This is a genomic window from Deferrisoma palaeochoriense, assembly GCF_054656955.1.
This window is the reverse complement of the sequence record NZ_BAAHXI010000070.1, coordinates 1-20,193: the sequence shown is the minus strand read 5'-3', so window position 1 is coordinate 20,193 and position 20,193 is coordinate 1. Positions and strand designations below refer to the sequence as shown.

The following is a 20,193-nucleotide window of genomic DNA, read 5'->3' as shown; positions in this document are numbered from 1 at the left end:
CCCGTCGCAATCCCTTCTGAATCAGGTCCTACGTTCCTACTTCGCGCACCTCGACTACGATCACGAGGCGGGGAGTCGCAATCCCTTCTGAATCAGGTCCTACGTTCCTACACGGCTCGGAGTCGGCCCTTCGGGCCCTGGTTGTCGCAATCCCTTCTGAATCAGGTCCTACGTTCCTACCCCGACACCGGGCGGCCCTGTTCGTGGAAGTGGTCGCAATCCCTTCTGAATCAGGTCCTACGTTCCTACGCAGGAGGTGGCACAATGGCGATCCTTCGGATCGTCGCAATCCCTTCTGAATCAGGTCCTACGTTCCTACGAGGCGTGGGGTAGGCTTACCGCCGAGATCCAGTCGCAATCCCTTCTGAATCAGGTCCTACGTTCCTACTCGTGGCAGTGCTGGCCCTGGCCTCGACGCTGTCGCAATCCCTTCTGAATCAAGTCCTACGTTCCTACTGTCACTATGTTATGGTTTGGCTACAGGCAGTCGCAATCCCTTCTGAATCAGGTCCTACGTTCCTACCCCGATCATCGGGGCGGTTAGTCCGACCGAATCGGAGTCGCAATCCCTTCTGAATCAGGTCCTACGTTCCTACTTGAGTAATTTCTGGATTTTCAAGGAAGAAACAGTCGCAATCCCTTCTGAATCAGGTCCTACGTTCCTACTGGGATAACGGTGTATGGTATAGTAACACCTCATGTCGCAATCCCTTCTGAATCAGGTCCTACGTTCCTACAGCCGAGTGGAACCGGGTTAGCCCGGATTTCGTCGCAATCCCTTCTGAATCAGGTCCTACGTTCCTACCCTTTCTCTCGGAGGTGTGTTATGGCATTGTCGTCGCAATCCCTTCTGAATCAGGTCCTACGTTCCTACGGTTTCGCCGCCACACCCCGGAGGAGGTCGCGTCGCAATCCCTTCTGAATCAGGTCCTACGTTCCTACCAACGTAGAAGCGTACTACATCGTGAGTGACGAGTCGCAATCCCTTCTGAATCAGGTCCTACGTTCCTACCAGGACCGCCCAGAACATCGGCGGACGCAAATACGTCGCAATCCCTTCTGAATCAGGTCCTACGTTCCTACCGGCAGGCCCTTGAAACCGCCCGAGATCTCCGGTCGCAATCCCTTCTGAATCAGGTCCTACGTTCCTACGGCAAGGAAGGGACACCATGCGGAACACGACGGTCGCAATCCCTTCTGAATCAGGTCCTACGTTCCTACGGCGGGCGTGGAGGTCATCGAGGTGGACGCCATCGTCGCAATCCCTTCTGAATCAGGTCCTACGTTCCTACCATGGGGGTGCAGCAAATATCGACCGAGATCGGTCGGTCGCAATCCCTTCTGAATCAGGTCCTACGTTCCTACGTTCAATATGGGATGGTTATCACTACAAAAATAAGTCGCAATCCCTTCTGAATCAGGTCCTACGTTCCTACAGTTGGATTTATTTTGGTGATGTTTGTTGTGTTGTCGCAATCCCTTCTGAATCAGGTCCTACGTTCCTACCAAAAGGAAGGCACGGATATGAAGGTGCGCATCCGTCGCAATCCCTTCTGAATCAGGTCCTACGTTCCTACGGAAGCGGACGCTCTCGTCCGCTCCACCTTGGGTCGCAATCCCTTCTGAATCAGGTCCTACGTTCCTACGGAAGGAAAGGAAATGAAAGTACGTATTCTCGCAGTCGCAATCCCTTCTGAATCAGGTCCTACGTTCCTACCGGAGCCCGGACGGAAGCCTGAGGATCCGAGGATTGGTCGCAATCCCTTCTGAATCAGGTCCTACGTTCCTACCCAGGAGGATCGTCATGCTACACGTCGTAGCGCAGGTCGCAATCCCTTCTGAATCAGGTCCTACGTTCCTACTCAAAGAATACGGAGGGTAATATGTGCATAAGTCGCAATCCCTTCTGAATCAGGTCCTACGTTCCTACGGCACCCGCATTTTTTCCCTCCTGATTTCAGGAACTTGGAAGTCCGCTTGGACAGTCAAGAAAAAATCAAACGCACTATCGGCGGTTTTCAAACAACCCGACTTTTGCGCTAGGCAATAAAGTTCCCTCATTTCAAGACCTTACAGCAAGCGGCCGTTTGTGAAAGTGTGCATGTGACGGATTTTCTCGCCCCTCCTCTGACCCCATGGTTTTATTTCACAGAAAGCAACTAGTTTTTCCAACACGGAAACACGACGGGCATAGCGGTCAATCCGCCCGTTGTTCACGCATCTCACGCGAGGCCTGCACGAGGAGGGTCGCCAGCTCCCGGGCTTCTGCGCTCCACGTCCCGCGCAACGGCTCCGCCCACGCCTCGAAACCCAGGTAGAACCGTTTGCGCCCTTGCGGTTTGAGCCAACATCCCGCGTTCCCCGCGCCGCGCACAAAATCGTTGGGGGTGAACACCTTCTGCCCCACCTGCTCGAGGACCCACCGGTCGTAGACGGGGCGCCAGGGTTCCACCAGGTCGCACACGAGCGACGGCCGCTTGAACTCCGGCGTGTGGTAGAACCCCACGGCCGGGTCGAGCCCGACGAGCCGCACGAGCCGCTCCCACTCGGCGTGCAGCAAGGTGTATCCCAGACTGAGGAGCGCGTTCAACGGGTCGGGCGGCGGCCGCTTGGCGCGGCCCGCGAACCCGAGCCGCGCCGGCACCACCTGGGCCATGGCGCCGAAGTAGGCGCGCGCCCCCGCTCCTTCGTGGCCGAGGAGGGCGTCGAGGCCGGGCGCCTCGGCGGCCCGGCCCGCGATGTCGGTGACGAGTCTGGCCGCCTCGCGGCAGCGCTCGGCGGCCTCGCCCTCGCTCTCGCCGGCCCATAAGAGCAGGTTATCGGCCTGGCCCCGGAGCTTTCGCCCCACGATCTCGCGCGCCAGGGCGAGGCGCGTGGGTTCGTGCCAGTAGGCGGCGAACTGCCCCAGCCGGACGGTGGCGTCGTTGTGTTCGGGCCCGGCGAGGCTCGCCTGCCAGTCGCCGTGCCGGCCCGAGACGAAGTGCACCCCCACGCCTTCCTGGGCCAGGAGGTGCAAGGCCCGCGTGTCAACCCGGAGGCCCCCCTGGAAGATCACCCGCTCCAGCGGAGGCACGGGCACGCGGCCCTGGAGCTTGCCCCCCGCGTACAGGGTGAGCGTCCGCCCGTCGCGTCGCACCTCGTCGATGGAGGAGTCCACCACCAGCGTGCCCACCGGATCAGCCTCCCACGAAGAAGAACACCGGGTCTTGGGGCGGCACGGCGCGCCCGAGACAGGTGACCTGGCAGTTCCGGCGCAGCCGCACCAGGTGGGCCCGGTCTTCCTCGAGGTCGAGAACCTCGTGGAGTTCCGCCACCAGCCGCTCCCGCTCGGCCTCGGTCAAGAAGCACTCGTAGGCGGATTTCTGCCCGCCCGTCGCGTAGGACACGACCACTTTGTGGGTCTGCTGCAGACGCCGCGGGTCGCGCACGTCGTAGGCCACGAGATAGAGATCGCGATGCATGGGTGCCCTCCCCTCGTGCTGTCGCTCGGAGCGGTCCGCGGGACTTCGTGCGGTTGTGCCCGCCCGTCCCCTCCCGCGGACCGGCCGGTTTCTCCTCCCCGGCGAAACCCGGGCCGACACCCGGCCGTGCCGAGGCGAACGTCGCTCGGCGCGCCGCTACCGCCAGTCGTCCACCCGCGCGTTCAGGTCGGCCACGCAGGCCTCCAGGTGCCCCGGGGTCGCGGCCGTGGTGTCGACCCAGAATTTCACGGTCCAGGTGCCGTCGCTCCACACCCCCTCGATGGCCTGCCCCCGCAGCCGAAAAAAGCGCGCCGACGAAAGGTCCGGGTTCCAGTAATGGGTGCGACACGTGACCACGTAGGGGGCTTCGCGCACGATTCGGTCCAGGAGCGCCTCGATCCGGCCCCGGGCGTTCCCCCACGAGTGCTCGGTGAGCCGCGGCGGCCGTTTGGCGGGGGCGGGGGGCGGGAGGAGGCGGTCGCGGTCGGTGCGGAACCGCGGCCGAACCACCTCGTGAAACACCTGGCCCACGGGGGAGAGGTCGAGAAACTCGGCCTCCTCCAGGGCCACCCGCTCGATCATGGGTTCCAGGGGAGGCTCCCAGTCGTCGGCCACGTCGAGCCAGCGCACCCACTCGCCCCGGTCGAGGGCCTCGAGGAGCCCGCTCCAGCGCATCCACAGGCCGTAATCGAGGCTCACCGGAAGCGGCGGGAAGGCGATGATCTCGGAAAACCGCTCGTGCCGGTAGAACACCGGCACCCCCAGGGCTTGCCCGATCACCACGGCCACGGCGATCTGGGCCTTGTACCCGCCGGTGGCGTCGATGCCGGTGCCGGCGGCGCCCCACGCTCGCACCGACCGGCACAGCAGCTTCGCGAGGTTCCGCAGCCCCTTCGACCGGAACCGCTTCGGGTCGTCGTCCTGGAGGTGCTCGACCTCGTGGACCTCCACGGGATGCCCGCGGCCTCGCAACACGCCGGCCACGACCCGGGCGACGGCCCGGCCGTCGGGGGTGGCCGAGTGGAACAACTCCACCCGGGCGTCGGGCCGCGCGTACCCGCGGGCCACGAGGTCGTGCACCGACTGGAGTTCGGCTCCGGTCCGGCGGTCGTCGGCCGGCAGGCCGGCCACGGCACGGACGACGGCGTCAAGGTCGCCCCGGTTCCAGGGCTCGGCCGCCTCCGGCAGGGCCGAGGGCCGCCCGTCGGAGGGAAGAATGTGGCCCAGGAGGCTGGTGCCGACGGTGCACAGGACGGTGTGCAGCGGATCACGCATGGGATTCCCCTTCGAAAATCTCGATTTTGCCGAGGCCGAACGAGGTGGCCTTGCCCAGGTGGAACCGCTCGGCCCACGCGAGCCACGGCCGAAGTTCGTCCACCGGCCCCCGCAGTTCCACCGAGCCCACGAGCCCGCCGAGTTGCATCCGGCGCTGCTGCCGGTTGGAGTAGCGGGTCCAGTCGAGCCACCGCAGATCCGTGGCGCCGAACGCCACGGCGCCCCGGAGGCCCAGAAGCCACCGGACCCCGGGTTCGGGGTCGAGCCCGCTGCCGTAGTAGCGCACGAGGTCGCCCCAGCGCCGGGCCAGGGCCACGAGGAGGTCGTCGGGCGTGAAGTCTCGCACGAACCGGCCGTTTCGCTTGAGCCGAAGCGGGGTGACGAGCCGAATCCCGAGGAGGCCGCCCGCCCGCGCGGGGGCCCGGGGGGCGGGCGCCTCCACGGCCGGGTCCGTCAGGGCGTCGGCCCCCTCGGCGTACACGGTGCGCCAGCCCTCGGCCCCGAGGGCCTCGACCCGGCGAAGGGCCAAGGGTTTTCGGTCGCGGGTGAGCCCCCGCCGGCCGACCTCCTGAAAGGTGTACACGAGGTACGGCAGGGTGCCCCGCGCGGGGCCCATGAGCAGCAGGTCGCAGGCGAGCTCCCGGCCCGGGCCGGCGTCTCGCTCCTCGTCAAGCGGCGGGGTGAGCACGTAGGGATGGGGCGCCCGGTCCACCCCCGGCTTGGGGCCCTGCCCCGGGTCCACCCGCGTTTCGAAGAGCCGCTGGTAGGTGCAGGTGGCCCGCACCAGGCAGGTGGGGCAGTCCTCGTCGCGCAGTGCGCAGGCCACCCGCCGCAGGCTGTGGCCGAACACCCCCCGGAAGGTGGAGCCCTTGTAGGCGGGAAGCCGCATGGGCTCCAACGGCTCCAGGACGAAACGGTAGAGTTCGTGGGGCAGGTCGGTCGGTTCCATCCCTTCATCCCCTCGTCTTCGGCGTGGACGCGCGCCCGGAGGGAGGTGCGGACGGCTCTCCACCCCGGGGCCGCCGCCTCCCCCCCGGTTCCGGCTCCCCTCACGGCATGCGGGGGAACACGAGTTCGTCGGTCAGGTCGAAGGTTTCCCGGAGCAGCCCCTCGAACCGCCCGGGCACCTCGGGCTTCACGGGCTCGAACCCGTGGGCCAAGATGGAGTGGTTGCGGGCATAGAGGAGGGCCTTGAACGCCTCCTCCCGCTCCCGGAGCCGGAGCCCCTCGGGCCGCCCGGCCTCGGCCAGCGCCGCAAAGGCGGCCATGAGCGGGATCTGGCACGCGCCTTTCTCCTCGCTCCAGTACCGCGCCCGGTAGGCGCCCTGGAGGGATTCCGGCAGCCGGGCCGGGTCGGCGGCCCCGGTCTCGCACCCGAACGCCTCCTCGAACGCGATCTGGCCCACGAGTTCCAGCGCCCGGTAGAGCCGGGCCACGGCGTCGTCGTGGCGGCCCACCTCGGCACGGCGGCGGGCGTTGGCCAGAAGGTCGATCACCTGGAGCCGGTGACGGCGGCGAAACCCTCGGGTGCCCTGCTGGAGCCGGTTCAGGAACTCGAGGTTGGCCCGAATCGGCGCCACGATGTCGCGGTATTCGCTCGTGGGGCGGTAGGCCACCCACTCCTCGATGCGGCCGAGCCCCTCGCGAAGCGCCTCCTTCGCCTGCGCGTGCCGGAACGCGTCCCAGTGCTGGTAGCCCCGGCTCACGCGCAGCAGCCCCTCGAGGAGCCGGCGGTCCCCGGGGTCGTGGGCGAGGGCCCGTTCGAGCACCTCGGCGGCCGAGCCAAACAGATGCCGGTTGAACAAGGCCCCGAAGATCCGCTTTTCCTCCACCGCGAACAGCCGCCACGGGCTCCACCCCGTGCGCACCCGCTCGGTTCCGGTTTCCACCACCCCGAGCCCGCCCTTGTCGCGGCGGTCGCCTCCCACGTACGAGAACCGGTACCCGCGGCCCACGGTGGCCAGGGCGAGGGCGGCACTCATCGTTTTGGTGCCGCCGGTGTAGTCCACGACCACCTCCCCCGCGGGCACGCCCTCGGCCTCCAGGAGGTCGGCGGCCTTCAGGGTGTCGGCGTAGCACTGCGCGAGGTCCTCGGGGTCCGAGACGATGACCAGGCGGTGCCGGTACGCGAGCCCCTTCTCGCCGGCCCGGGCCCGAACCTCGCCCAACTTCTCCGCGGACTGTTCGGAGCACACGAAACAGACCACCTCGGGCCGGTGGGCGGCGATGGCCGCCACGATCGGCTCCGCGGTGCCCCCCACCGAGATCAGAAGACCTTGGGCCATGGATTCCCCCTGGTCGGAACGCTCCTCCCGTGGTCCGCCCGGCGCCTCCCCCGGGCGCGCGGGCGGGAAACCGCAACGCCATGGGGCCGCCGGCCCCCCGGGGCGCCCGGGGCCTACGCGCCCCCGGGCGCCCCCCCGCGAAAGCCGCCCACCCCGAAAGAGCAAGGCCCCGCGAGTCGGGGGCCATGCTCCCGCGGGAGACCCGCAGGTTGCCAGACCCGCAACGTTGCCGCGGATTGCCGCGGCACCAGGGGCCTCACCGCGGAGACCGACCGGAGGCGCTGCTCACGGGCCGCTCCCCAAACGCACGAACGGCCACCCCGCGCGTTCTTGGCGCACAAGGTGGCCGTTACGGTTCTGGATCCGCTGAGAGCGCCGCCCGCCGCGTGGTCATGGTTCCCCTCCCCTGGGTCGCCCACAGCGCATCCTACCGGACCCCCGGCCCCACCGGCAACAGCCGGCCCGACGGATGGAGCTGCCCCGGCCCCGTGGCCGGCTTCTGGCCCCAAACCCGGACTGCTCCGGCACTGTTCGTGTCGGCAGCAAGGCCAACGCCGGAAAGCGCCCTTCCCTCGCCCCCCGCATAGCCGGCCGCCCGGGCGAGCGGGAGACAGGGGACGCGCCGGGGTATGGATTGTGGCCGTCGCCGTGCTCCGCGCTCGGTCGTTCCAGTTTCTGGCATCCTACTTCGGTAGAGTCCTCCCATGGGCAACCGTGACAGGCACCGCGCTTCCCAGGGAGGGTTTCCATGGACCTTCGTCAGATTCGCGCACTTCGGGCAAAGATCATGGGGGCCGCGAGCACGTTCGAGAGCGACGCGGACGTAAGCCCGTCCCGGCGCGTGCCCGGGCTCTGGACCGGGGGCCGAGAGGAGCACGGGTACCGGGCGCTACGGGTATACGTGGAAAAGGGACTCGGGGCCGAAGCCCAGCGCGTGGCCGCGATCGTGGAGGAGGTGGACGACGCCGTGGAGGCCGCCGGGTACCGCGAGTTCGAGCGCTATCTCTTTTCGTTCGGATGGCCGGAGGGGACCCTCCGGGTGGGCCCCCACCCGCTCCCGTACCACGGGGGGATCTTTCTCCCCCAGTGGCGCGAACGGATTCAGGCCCTCGCCGGCACGGAACCCTGCCAGCGCCCGGTGGTGCTGCCGTCCCTGTGGCGGGCGAACCGGGGGTGGGGCTCCCCCAGCCAGGAAGATCTCATCGTGTTCGTGTGCCGCGACCGCCAGATCCTGCGGCCGGCTCGGTGGGCCCGGCGGTACACGGGGATGCGCCTGCAGATCGTCTGGATTTTCCTCGACGGGGACGGTGGCAAGGCCGAGTTCGAGTTCGGGCGGCGCTACCTGCCCTCGGTGGAGCCAGAGCCCGGAGCGTGAAATCCGGGGACTGGCGATCGCACCGCCGTCCGGCGTGGAACGGGTCGGCGTTCGGCCGATTCAGGAGGAGGCAAGTTCGGATTGAAGTCCTGATGGTCGGGCCGCACCCAGCGGGGACGCACCCGCGACCCGAGTCATGGCACGCCTTTTTGGCTGTACAGCCAGCGTTCAAACCCTTGAAAATCGGCACCCCTAGACACTTTGGTGGAACCTCTGCGACGTCGTGCTCCGAAGTTTGACACTTTCGAGCGAAGGAGTTTTCGATCTTAGGTCGTCAGGTTCCCAAGCTGGAGCGTTTTCTCACCACACGGGCAGATCCTCACAGGGCCTTTGGGACCGCGGACAGCCCAGCCACAGAAATCCACTCCTACGCCTTCGTGGGCGGGGAGGGCACCCGGCCCTCCTTCACCGATCAATCGTGCGGCGGCGGAAGATAGTCGCCCGCTCGACACGACGCCAACTTCCGGCTTTCTCCAGAGCCATTGATGTCCGCTTTCATACAGAAGCGGCAAATAGGGGCGCAACACTTTACTCAAACAAAACCTTTCCGTAATACTTCAAAACAAATTTAGCAAGATCCTCCCCAGCCAATACAGATATAGGCTTTTGCAACATTTCTGATCTTTGATCTACCGCCTTTTGAAGATTATTTGTTTTCTGCGCCGTCGTTAAAATCAATCCTGCGTCTGCATCATATTTTGCAATAGCTTCTTCTATCTGATCTACAGCACTCGTATCCCAGTGTTCCCCCTCATATGACTTGATCTGGACAACAAGCTTTTCCGTCTTCTCTAGTCCAGGCACTGGAAGTCCGGAATGGTACTCTACAATCAGGTCTGCTCCGTAATCCGTTCCCCAACCAAAACCGTTTTCGATGACATCCTCGACAAAAGGGACTTCACGGAACACTGCAGCCAAGAATCGTTCTAGATTTTTCCCATCGTGTGTCTTATGTATAATCTGGGCTATATCTCCAAGCGGTTCACTCAATTCCTGCTTGAGGTAATACAGACCCTTCTGCTCGTCACCCAAAGAGATACAACTTTCCTTGAGACGATTGATAGATTCAAAGAACTCCTTTTCACAGTATACCCTCCAATACCTCCCCCTCAACTTCAGTTTTCTGCTTACCAATGGGTGGACATTAGGATCGTTTCTATCGAATTCCACAATACTTGACTTGTCAACCGGCACACAGTGACGGTAGTCCTCATTTTGTGAACTTTTGTCAAAATAGTACTCGCCTTGAACCCGAGCAGCTGAGCAAAACCCCCACCGAGGGACATTTATATGAACAATCCAATCGTCTTTTTGGATATCAAGCAAGAACGAAGCCTTTGCCCATACCTTTTTTTCATCATCGTCCATATCACCCCAGCTCTTCTTCTTTAGATCCTCTAAATCTGCGCCCTCAAAATAGCTCCACCCAAATCTAGACACGCCATCCCTCAGAGATTTCACAACAAACTGTAAATATTCATCACCCGGCTTATTAAACGCCCAAATTGTCATGGTTTCCCCTCCAGCGTTGGGTGGACAAATCTGCGCACAATACACTTGTACTGATAATATGGAAGCATCACCAGGAACGTGCTTGATCGCCTCGCCCCCTCGCCGTACTCCCCCACCTGCCGAATCACGCGCTCCGCGAAGGGAACCCGCGGGCACTCTGCCGAACGCCCAAGGGCTGGGCGGCTATCCGCGGTTACTCGCAGTCGTCTTCGTTTCGGCATTCCATTTCTCCGACTTTAGACCGGCTACTTTGCCCCGAAGTGCCCGGGAACCCTCCCCGGAACTCGTTCCCCTCCTCAGTTGACCGTTGCCAGCAATTGAGCGATGCCCTCGCCCCACTGAAGCGCAGTCGTTCGGAATTCCAGTTTTTCGAACGCGACTCCGATATGATGGGTGCCGTTGCGAACCTTTTCAGCGAAAGGACGGTGTCATGGGGGATTTGGCGGAAGGCGGGCGGTGGCCTCGGTTGGTGGAGTCGCTGGCGGAGGCGTGCGGGCGGTATCGGCTTCGGGAGAAGGTGCTCCTGGTGGAGGACGCCCGGTCTGGCCGGGCGCTTCTCGACGCCCTCGGCCGGGCCGCGGGGCGGTGGTTCCTCCTGCGCACGGCCACGGTGGGAGACCTCGTGCGGGAGGCCCTTGATGAGGTCCCGGACACCGCCGGACTGGAGCCGGTTCCCGGGGAACTCGACCCTTGGTACTGGGAGGGCGCCTATCACGAGGCCCGGCGCGGGTATTTCCCCGATGACCCTCCGGACGGCCTGGTCGAGGCCGTGGCCCGAAGCCTCGGCGAGGCGCTTCGCCACGGGGTGGGGCCCGACGCCATGGAGGCCGCCCCCATCGAGCCGCGGGAGCGGGCCCAGGACCTTGCGGAGATCCTGCGCCGTTATCTCGAGCGGATCGCCGCGGACGGCTGGGCCCCCCCGGCCGACCTTCTTCGCCGGGCCGCCGGCGCGCCGCCCTCTTCGGCCGTGCTGCTCGTCCCGGCGGGCAACCGGGTGACGCCCCTCGAGCGTTCGTTCCTGGAGGCGCGGTTCCCGGAGCGGACGGTGCTGGCCGACGACGAGCCCGCGGGCGTCGAACCCCCGGCGAACCGCTGGGCGGCCGCCGGCGACCCCTCTCCCCATCGAGGGGCGTTCCTGTTCGCCCCCGCCGACGCCCCGGCCGGGGGGCCCAAGGTCGAGGTGTTCCGGGCCGTGGAGGAGGACGTGGAGGCCCGGGAGGTGTTCCGGCGGATCCTGGCGGAGGGACTGGCCCTCGACGAGGTGGAGGTCGCGCTGGCCGACTACGACGCCTACGCCCCCCGCCTCGCGGACGTGGCGGCGGCCCTCGACGACGTGCCCGTCACGTTCTCCCGGGGACTCCCCGGGGTTCGCACGGCGCCCGTGCGGGTGGCCCTGGGCCTTGCGGACTGGATGCGCTCGGATTTCGCCGATCGGGAACTCCGGAGGCTCGTCGAGGCCGGGGATCTCGACCTTCCGGAGGGGCTTGGGGCCCGGCGGGCCGCCGCCATCCTGCGGGAGGCGGGCATCGGCTGGGGCCGGGACCGGTACGCGCCGTGCCTTGCGGCCCATGCCGCGAGCCTCGAGGCGCAGGCCCGCGAGACAGAGGACCCCGAACGGGCCGAGCGGCTTCGCCGGCGCGCCGAGGACGCCCGCCGGCTCGCCGCCTGGTGCACCGAGATCCTCTCCCACGTTCCGGCCGGCACGGCGCCGTGGGCCGGGTACGCGGCCGGCGCGGCGCAGTTGCTGGCGAAACGGGTGCGGCTGCGGGGGGACCACGACACGGCGGCCCGGGAGGCCCTGGTCCGGGCGCTGAGGGTGCCGACGGGGTTTTCCGAGAAGGCCGACCCCGGGCGGGCGGCCCACCGGCTCGGTCGGCTCGCGCGCGGGGTGCGCGTGGGCGCCTCGCCGCCCAAACCCGGGGCGCTCCACGTCTGCGGGCTGGAAGAGGCCGGCCTGTCGGCCCGGCGGGTTCTCTTCGTGCCCGGGCTCACGGACGACCGGATTCCCGGCACCGCGGCGGAGGACCCGATCCTCCGGGACTCGGCGGGGGAACGCGCCGCGTTGGGGCTCGGCCCCTCCGACACCGCCGCCGCGGACCGGACCTGGGCCCTGGCCCGGGCTTTCGCCCGGGCCCGTGACCGGGTGGTCGTGAGCTACCCCTGCCTCGACCCGGCGGAAAACCGCCCCCGGTTCCCCTCTCCCGCGCTCTTGGCGGCGGCCCGCCTCGGCCATGCCGACCCGAACCTGGGCTACCCGGATCTCGACCGGGTGCTCGGCCCCACGGTGGGCCGGGTGCCCCGGGGACCGGCGCTCACCCGCCGGGAGTGGTGGTACCGGGCGCTCGAGCACAGGGGGCTCTTCGCCGACGGCCGGGAGGCCGCGCTTCGGGCCTATCCGCACCTGGCCCGGGGGGATGAGGCGGCCCGGGCGCTCGCGTGCGACCTTCCCGGCCCCCACCACGGGCGGCTCCAACCGTCGCCCGCCTTCGACCCCCGGGTGGAGCCGAAACCGGTGCTTTCGGCCTCGCGACTCCAGACCTACGCCCGGTGTCCCCGGAAGTACTTCCTCGAATCGGTCCTGCGGGTGGAGGTGCCCGAGGAGGTCACCCGCGACCCCGAGGCCTGGCTCGACCCGGCCGCGCGGGGAAGCCTTCTCCATGAACTCTACGCCCGGTTCTTCGAGGACCGGGGCGACCCGCCGGACCCGGACGCCGACCGCGAGAGGGCCCTGGAGATCCTGCGGAACCTCGTGGCGGCCTACCGGGCGGAGATCCCGCCGCCCTCGGAACCGGTGTTCGAGGCCGAGGTGCGGGCCTTGGAGGACGACGTGCACGCGTTCCTCGCCTTCGTGGGGCGCCACGGGACGGCGCCGGCTTTTCGGGAGGCCGGGTTCGGCATGGGGGACGGCGAGGACGCGCTCTCGCCCGATCCCGTGGAACTCCCGGCGGGCGCGGGCACGATCCGGCTGCGGGGCCAGATCGACCGGATCGACCCGGGGCCCCTGGAGGGGACCTTCCGGGTGTGGGACTACAAGACCGGCTCCCCCTCGGACTTTCAGGCCCCGGCCGAGATCGCCGGCGGCACGCAGCTCCAGCACGGGTTGTACGCCGCCGCGGCCGAGGTTCTCCTCACGGCCCGGCTCGGCCGGCCGGCCCGGGTGGAGGTGAGTGGGTATCTCTTCCCCACCCGGCGGGGCGGGGGCCAGGTGGTGGCTCACCCCCGCGAGGGGTGGCGAAAGGCCCTGGAGGCCCTCCCGGCGCTCCTGGACGCCATGGCCCAAGGGCTTTTCGTCGCTACGGGGCGAACCTGCGGGTGGTGCGCGTTCGAGCGGGTGTGCGGGGCCGATCCGGCCCGGGCGTGGAAGCGGCTCCGGGAGGCCGAAGACCCCGCGGTGAAGCGGTATCGGGAGGTGGAAGACCATGCGTAGAGAGCGGGCGGAGGACCGGGAGGCCCGGAGGCGCATCCGCGAGGACCTGGACGTGAACTTCCTCGTCGAGGCTTCGGCCGGCTCGGGGAAGACCACAAGTCTCGTGGACCGGATCGTGGCCCTGGTGGCCGGGGGGCGGGCGCAGATGGGCGAGATCGCCGCCGTGACCTTCACCCGGAAGGCCGCGGCCGAGATCCGCGAGCGGGTGCAAAACGAACTCGAACGCCGCCTCCGGTCGGCCCCGGCGGCCGAGCGGGCACGGCTCGAAGGAGCCCTCGCCGCACTCGGCGGCGCGGCTCTCGGCACCGTGCACTCGTTTTGCGCCCGGATGCTCCGGCTCTTTCCCGTGGAGGCCGGGGTGGATCCGTCGTTCGAGGAACTGGAGGAAGAGGCCGCCGAGGCGGTGCTCGACGAGGTGTGGGAGGAGCACCTGGACCGGGAGCGGGGCACCCCGCTCTTCCGGGAGCTCGTGGCCCGGGGGATGAACCCCCGGGACCTGCGGGGGCTCTTCGGACTCCTCGCCGAGTACCGGGACGTCGAGCCCGTGACCGGGGACGCCTCCGATGCCCCGGATCTCTCGGGGGTCGCACGGGAGCTGGAAGGGTTCCTCGCCGAGGTGGAGCCCCACGTGCCCCCCGCGCCGCAGAGCCCGGACGGGCTCCAGACAGCGGTGCTCACGGCCCGGCGGCTTCGGGCCGAGCGGGGATTCGCCCACGCGCCGACCCTGGTCGAGGCGCTCGAGGCGTTCGCCTCGGCCGGGGTTACCCTGAACCGCTGGCCCGACCGGGCACTGGCCTACCGGTTCCGGGACGAACTCCTTCCGGCGTTTCAAGAGCGGGCGGTGCGGCCGGCGCTCGCGCTGTGGCGGACCCGGCTCCACCCCCTGTGCGTCGCCTTCGCCCGCCCCGCGCTCGCCCTCGCCGAGGCCCGGCGCCGGGCCCGGGGCACCCTGGACTACGGCGACCTCCTTCTGCTCGCCCGGCGGCTTCTCCGGGACCACCCCGACGTCCGCCGGGAACTTGCCCGCCGGTTCCGCCGGATCCTCGTGGACGAGTTCCAGGACACCGACCCCGTGCAGGCCGAGATCCTCTTCTACCTCGCCGGCGACGATCCGGCAGGGGGTGGCCCGTGGCACGCGCGGCCGCTCCGGCCCGGCGCACTCTTTCTGGTGGGCGACCCCAAGCAGTCGATCTACCGGTTCCGCCGGGGCGACATCGAGACCTACCAGCGGGTGAAAGGGCTCGTGGTGGCACAGGGGGGCGAGGTCCTTCGGCTCCGGCGGAACTTCCGGTCGGTGCCCGCGGTGTGCGCGTACGTGAACCGGGCGTTCTCCACCCTGTTCCCGGCCGAGGACACGCCCTACCAGGCGGCCCACGCGCCCCTGTGGACCACCCGGCGCCCCCCGGCCGAGCCCCTCTCCGGGGTGTGGCGGCTCACGCTCCCGAGCGCCGGGACCAAGGACGAGATGCTGGCCCACGAGGCCCGGCTCGTGGCCTCGTGGGTCCGGTGGGCGCTGGAGGGGAACCTGCGCGTGAGGGGGAAAGGGGGGCGGCTGCGCCGGGCGCGGCCCGGGGACGTGCTGGTGCTCACCCGCAAGACCGAGTCCCTGCCCGGGCTCGCCGCGGCCCTGGAGGCCCAGGGGGTGCCCGTGGACCTCACCGGCGCGGAGGCGCCGGGGGACGACCCCCTCGTGGCGGGGGTCGCGAACCTCCTCGCGGCCCTGGCCGCACCCGACGACGGGGCGGCCCTCGTGGCCGCCCTGACCGGCCCGCTTTTCGGCCACTCGTGGCAGGATCTCCTCGACCACCGCCACAGCGGGGGAGCCCTCGGGATTTCCTCGCCCCCCGGCGCCGGCCACCCCGAGGTGCGCGAAACCCTGGGGTTCCTGCGCGAACTCCGGGCCGAGGCCCTGGCCCGGCCCCCCGTGGCGGCGGTGGAGTGGGTGATCGAGCGGACCGGCGTGGCGGCCCTCGCCGCGGCCGGGCCCCGGGGCGGCACGGCGGCGGGCCGGTTCGAGACCCTCATCGACCTCGCCCGGGAGGCCGAGGCGGTGGGCCGGAGCGATTTCGCCTCGGCCGCGGCCCACATCGCCGAGACGGTCTCGGCCGCCCGTCCGCCCCGCAACGTGCTCGCCGGGCAGGCGGGCGGCGTGCGCCTCATGAACCTTCACAAGGCCAAGGGCCTCGAGGCTCCCGTGGTGGTGCTCGCGGGGGCCTGGAACCGGGGACGCCACCCGGTGCGTTACCGGGTGGACCGGGACGCCGGAGGGGGAGCGGTGGGGTACTTCCCGGCGTGGAAGCCGGCGGGGGACTGGCACCAGAAGATCCTCGCCCATCCCCCCGGGTGGGACGCCCAGGAGGCGGTGGAGACCCAGTACCGCGACGCCGAGGAACGGCGCCTCCTCTACGTGGCCGCCACCCGGGCGGGGCAGGTGCTCGTGATCAGCCGACCCCAGGGGAAAGCCGCCAGCGGCTCGGCCTGGAAGGAACTCCTCGAGTTCGTGGACGACGAACTCCCCCCCGCCGGTCTCGACCTGCCGCCCCCCGCCCGGCGCCGGGTCGACCCCGATCCCCGGGGCGAGCGGCGGGCCGTGGCCCGGGCGCTGGGGGGCCTCCAGCGGGCCGCGACGCCCACGTGGACCCGCCGTCCCGTGACCTCGCTCGTGGACACCCCGCCGCCGGCCCGGGCCGGGCCGGGGCGGGGCGCCGCCTGGGGCACGGCGGTCCACCGGGCCCTCGAGCGCCTGGGGGCCGGGCGCCCCCTGCCCGATCCGGTGCTCCGGCGAATCCTCGAAGAGGAGGGGCTCGATCCCGAACGGGCCGGGGAACTCCGGGCCCTGGTGGACGCGGTGCGGGGGAGCCCCCTGTGGGAGCGGGCGGCCCGAAGCCCCGAGCGCCTCGCCGAGGCCCCCTTTGCGGTAAACCTTGCCGGGAGCGGCGAGGCCCCCGACCTCGTCGAGGGGGTGGTGGACCTCGCGTTCCGGGAGGACGGCGGGTGGGTGCTCGTGGACTACAAGACGGACGAGGTCGGGGAGGACCCGGCCCCGTGGGTGGCCCACTACGGCCCGCAGCTTCGGGCGTACGCCCGGGCCTGGGAACGCCTCACCGGCGAACCCGTGCGCGAAACGCGGCTCCTCTTCGTGCATGGGCTCCGGGAGGTGCCCGTCCCCCTGGCGAACGGGAGGTGACCGATGGGCCGCAAGAGGGGCACCGAAACCCGCACGGGCCGCACGCTCCAACTCCTTCGGCTGTTCCAGTCCACCGGCCGGGCCTGGAGCCTCACAGAACTCGCCGACCGCCTCGAATGCACAAAGCAGAGCGTGCGGCCCATGATCGACGACCTCCTGCGGGCCGGCCTCGTCGAAGTGGAGGAGTTCCGGCGGGACAGGCAGCAGTGGTTCCGGCCGATCTCCGTGGCGATCCCGCCCCCGGTGCGCCTGACCGCGGTGGACCTCCAGAACCTCGCGTTTTGCCGGGCCCTCGTCGAGCCTCTCCTGCCCGAGAGCATGCGCGAGGAGGTGGAGGAAACGGCCCCCCAGCTCGAAGAACTCGTGGGGGCCGAGGAGCGGCGGGCCCTCGGCCGCGCCCTGGCCGGCCGGGTGTCGACCCTGGGCGCGCCCGTGGAGCCCGGGCGGGTCGGGTGCCTGGAGGTCCTGCTCGAGGCCCTTGCCAGCCGCCGGGTCTGCCGCGTGACCTACCGCTCCCCCTCCCGCGACAAACCGGCCACCTACGAGATCGCCCCCCGGGAGATCGTACAGTACCGGGACGCCCTCTACCTCGTGTGCTCCTACGTGCCCGAAGGCGGCCAGCCCCGGGACGATTACGAGGACATCACCCTGGCCGTCCACCGGCTCGAGGACGTGGACCTCCTCGAGCGCACCTTTCCCGACCGCCCCGCCCCGGCGCACGCCCCGCGGCGGTTCGGACTCATCCGGGGAGAACCCTTCACCGTGAAGGCCCGGTTCACCGGGTGGGCGGCCCAGCACGTTCGGGAGCGCGTGTGGAGCGACAACCAGACGATCGAGGAGGGAACCGACGGCTCGCTCGTCCTCACCCTGGAGGCCCAGAGCCGCCCCGAGGTGGTATCGTGGATCCTGGGGTTCGGCTCGTGCGCGGAACTGATGGAACCCCGGGATCTGCGCGAGGAGGTTCGCCGGGAGGCGGAGCGAATCGCCCGGCACCACGCCGGCGATCCCGGCCCCCGACCGGATCCCTGCGCCGGCTGAGGGGGCGGAGAAGAAGGTCCGGGGGGATACCCCGTACCCTCCGGTCCGCCGGCGCTGCCTCCGAAGCCCCGCCTCGACCGTGCCGTGGCTGTCGGAACGCAGGGTCCCGTGGCGGTGGCGCGTCTGCGATCCTCCCCCCTACCCCTCCCCTGCCTGGGCGAACCCCACCGGGCGGCACCCCGATCCCTGGCGGTGGGCCAGTTCGTCTCGCAACGCCTCGAACATGCGCTCGTGGGTGCGGCGGTCCGGGGGTTCCAGCTCGAACCGCTGGGCCACCACGGCGAAGTCCCCCGGGGTCAGGCCCCGCAGGCGGGCGAGTTCGCCCAGCACGCGCGCCGGCGCCCCGGTTCCCGTCAGGGGCTGGAGCACGCGCTCGTAGAGCAGGCGCACCCCGTCCGGGGTGGGGGCCCGGAACTCCACCTTCTCGTGGAACCTCCGCAGGGCCGCGGGGTCGAGGCCGTCTTTGCGGTTCGTGGTGCACACCACGATCCCCCGGAACGCCTCCAGCCGGGTCAGAAACTCGTTGGTGAGGGACACCTCCCAGGAGCGCACGGCGCTCTCCCGCGCGTAGAGGAAGGTGTCCACCTCGTCGAGGACGAGCACGGCGTCGTTTCGCTCGGCCGCCCCGAACGCCTCGGCGAGCCGCCGCTCACTCTCCCCGAGGAACGGGTCGAGGATGTCGATTCCCCGCACGCACTCGGTCTCGAGCCCGAGCCGCTCGGCCAGATGCCTCGCCAGCGCACTCTTCCCGGTTCCGGGAGGGCCCCAGAAGAGGAGCGTCAGTCCGCGGGCGAGTTCGCCGCGCCGGCGGCGACGCTCGAACTCCCCGGCGCGGCGCAGGAGCACCTCCGGGGGCACGGAGCAGTTCAGGGCGTCGAGCAGGAAGGTCCGGGCGGGGTCCGGCCGTTCCGCCGGGGCGGGCCGTCCGGACCCCAGGCGGCAGTGGGCCTCCAGGGTGCGCTCCAAGGCCTCCCGGAAGGCCGCCGCCGATCCCGCCGCCACCCCCCGGGCCGCCCGAACGGCGGTGTCGAGTACCCCCACCGGCACGACGTAACGCCGGGCCAGGGCCTCCGCGTCGTGGCGCTGAAGGAGCGATTTCGCCCGGTGCCGCCGGACCACCCGCTCGAGGGCCTCCGCCCGCTCGCGGGGGCCGAACGCCCGGAACTCCAGGCTGAACGAAAACCGCCGAAGCACGGCCGGGTGGATCGCGTCGGCGTGGTTCACCACCCACACGACCCTTGCGGCCGGGCGGTCCATCAGGTGGACGAGCGGAGAGCGGTCGGCCCGGGGGGCGCCGCCGTCCGGCCCGATGGAACGGACCCCCGACAGGCCCCCCGTGTTCAGGATCGCGTCGGCCTCGTCGCACAGGAACACGGCCCCCCCGGCCCGCCCCGCCCGGGTCAGCCCCGCGAGGAGGGACGCCCGGCGGGCCTGGGGCGACGAGAGCCCGGTCGAAACCTCGTACGCTTGGAGGGGGAGCGCGTGGACCAACGCCCGGGCGTAGCTTGTCTTCCCGGTGCCGGGCGGGCCGTAGAGGAGAACGTGGACGCTTTCGTCCGAGGGCGCACCGAGAAGGGCGAGGAGGTGCCGGGTCGCCCCGGGTTCCACCCGGTGGGCCTCCAGGGGAAGCTCCGGCGCCGGAACCGGTTCCGGGGGCGCCCACTCGGCGACCCCGACCGCCCCCAGGCCCCCGAGGGCCGCACAGGCCCAGCCGGCGAGTTCCAGGGAGCGGAGGCTGTCGAGGTACATATCCACGAGCCCCAGGTCCCCCGACAGCCGGGCGAGCGCCGCCTGCACGTGCGAGACGTCAGCCCCGAGAACCGCCGCCAGGAGGGCCAGGTTGGTCAGGCGGTGGCACTCCAGGTGCTCGCCGAAAAACCGCTCGGCCGGCGTCCAGCCGACGAGCGCATACAAGAACAGGCACAACTCGGCCTCCAGGGCGTCGAGACCGCACCACCTCCTGAGCCGCCGCAACTCCCGTAGGAGCGGAGCGGATCTCACCCCCACCGAGGCCGCCCGCCGGCGAAGGGCGTCGTGAATCTGTCGCGCCACCGACCGGTCGCCCGCCGCCAGCCGGGCGAGGGCCGCCTGAACCGCCAGGATCGCCCTCTTGGCCGGGTCTTCCTCCTCGCCCGTCCGGACGTCCCAGCACCCCTCTGGGAGCCCCCGCACCAGGGCGGCCGCCTCGGAGCCCAGAAGCCGCCACAGGAAGAAAGCCGTCGGCGCCTCCGCGTCGGGAAACCGCCGGAGAACGCGCCGAAGCCACCCGCACGACCTGGCGACCAAGAGCCGTTCGTCGTCGTGGAGCGGGTCGCGGTGGCAAAACAAAACGTCCGCCGGGCCGGTCATCGCGTTCCCTCCGCATCGAAGACCGCCTTCGTGGGTTCCCGGCCCTTACCCTACCCTCCCGCCGTTCCGGAAACTCGAACGCTCGTCGGTGTACCGGTACCCGAATCCAGGTGACGGGCCTCGCCGATTCCATCGAGGAACGGAAGGCGAAGGGCATCGACCCGAAGGGGCGCATCCGCATTGTCTTTCCCGGGGAGAAAGGGCCCAAACCGCTGGAGGAGTGGTTGCGCGAAAAAGGGAAAGAGCACCTCATTCCGTTCTTCCGCAGGATTCGCGGCAACTAG

12 protein-coding genes and 1 CRISPR repeat array are annotated in these 20,193 nt (G+C 69.5%); of the genes, 5 read left to right on the top strand and 7 right to left on the bottom strand.

Annotated features, from left to right (window positions below; all coding sequences use genetic code 11):
• Positions 1-3: 3 nt before the first annotated feature.
• Positions 4-1,930: direct repeats of the CRISPR family, unit length 37 nt; unit sequence GTCGCAATCCCTTCTGAATCAGGTCCTACGTTCCTAC.
• Between the two features lie 267 nt (positions 1,931-2,197).
• From cas1 to ACYQ8L_RS15620, 5 genes are all read right to left on the bottom strand, one after another.
• Complete coding sequence (gene cas1 / locus ACYQ8L_RS15640) at positions 2,198-3,172, bottom strand: CRISPR-associated endonuclease Cas1 (protein ID WP_459942748.1); 975 nt, start codon at positions 3,170-3,172, stop codon at positions 2,198-2,200.
• A gap of 4 nt (positions 3,173-3,176) precedes the next feature.
• Entirely contained in the window at positions 3,177-3,461 is a 285-nt protein-coding gene (gene cas2, locus ACYQ8L_RS15635; RefSeq protein ID WP_459942747.1) for a CRISPR-associated endonuclease Cas2, read from the bottom strand.
• A gap of 156 nt (positions 3,462-3,617) precedes the next feature.
• Entirely contained in the window at positions 3,618-4,736 is a 1,119-nt protein-coding gene (locus ACYQ8L_RS15630) for a putative CRISPR-associated protein (RefSeq protein ID WP_459942746.1), read from the bottom strand.
• Entirely contained in the window at positions 4,729-5,685 is a 957-nt protein-coding gene (gene cas6 / locus ACYQ8L_RS15625; protein WP_459942745.1) for a CRISPR system precrRNA processing endoribonuclease RAMP protein Cas6, read from the bottom strand. Before cas6 ends, ACYQ8L_RS15630 begins: the two co-directional genes overlap by 8 nt.
• A gap of 100 nt (positions 5,686-5,785) precedes the next feature.
• Positions 5,786-7,021 carry a TIGR02710 family CRISPR-associated CARF protein gene (locus ACYQ8L_RS15620; protein WP_459942744.1) on the bottom strand — a complete coding sequence of 412 codons (1,236 nt, stop codon included), beginning with the start codon at positions 7,019-7,021 and terminating at the stop codon, positions 5,786-5,788.
• 748 nt (positions 7,022-7,769) lie between these two features.
• Between ACYQ8L_RS15620 and ACYQ8L_RS15615 the strand changes: the two genes are divergently transcribed.
• On the top strand, positions 7,770-8,396 hold the full coding sequence (locus tag ACYQ8L_RS15615) for a hypothetical protein (RefSeq protein ID WP_459942743.1): 627 nt from the start codon (positions 7,770-7,772) through the stop codon (positions 8,394-8,396).
• Between the two features lie 528 nt (positions 8,397-8,924).
• On the opposite strand, the gene ACYQ8L_RS15610 is transcribed toward ACYQ8L_RS15615, so the two are convergent.
• A complete protein-coding gene (locus ACYQ8L_RS15610; protein ID WP_459942742.1) occupies positions 8,925-9,908 on the bottom strand; it encodes a restriction endonuclease in 984 nt (327 codons plus the stop codon).
• Between the two features lie 430 nt (positions 9,909-10,338).
• Here ACYQ8L_RS15610 and ACYQ8L_RS15605 point away from each other — a divergent pair, with 430 nt between their 5' ends.
• The 3 genes from ACYQ8L_RS15605 to ACYQ8L_RS15595 are packed head-to-tail and all read left to right on the top strand — an operon-like array spanning position 10,339 to position 17,560.
• Positions 10,339-13,335 (top strand): PD-(D/E)XK nuclease family protein, encoded by a 2,997-nt coding sequence (locus ACYQ8L_RS15605; protein ID WP_459942741.1) that lies wholly within the window; start codon positions 10,339-10,341, stop codon positions 13,333-13,335.
• The gene (locus ACYQ8L_RS15600) at positions 13,328-16,522 is read left to right on the top strand and encodes a UvrD-helicase domain-containing protein (protein WP_459942740.1); all 3,195 of its coding nucleotides are present in this window, start codon (positions 13,328-13,330) and stop codon (positions 16,520-16,522) included. The genes ACYQ8L_RS15605 and ACYQ8L_RS15600 overlap by 8 nt, the downstream gene beginning before the upstream one ends.
• A gap of 3 nt (positions 16,523-16,525) precedes the next feature.
• Positions 16,526-17,560: a helix-turn-helix transcriptional regulator gene (locus tag ACYQ8L_RS15595; RefSeq protein WP_459942739.1), complete on the top strand. Its 1,035-nt coding sequence runs from the start codon at positions 16,526-16,528 to the stop codon at positions 17,558-17,560.
• A 138-nt stretch (positions 17,561-17,698) separates the two neighbouring features.
• Here the strand turns inward: ACYQ8L_RS15595 and ACYQ8L_RS15590 are convergent, their stop codons facing one another.
• Positions 17,699-19,909, bottom strand: coding sequence for an AAA family ATPase (locus ACYQ8L_RS15590; protein ID WP_459942738.1), 2,211 nt, complete (start codon positions 19,907-19,909; stop codon positions 17,699-17,701).
• Positions 19,910-20,019: 110 nt separating this feature from the next.
• On the opposite strand from ACYQ8L_RS15590, the gene ACYQ8L_RS15585 reads away from it, so the two are divergent.
• A complete protein-coding gene (locus tag ACYQ8L_RS15585) occupies positions 20,020-20,193 on the top strand; it encodes a hypothetical protein (protein ID WP_459942737.1) in 174 nt (57 codons plus the stop codon).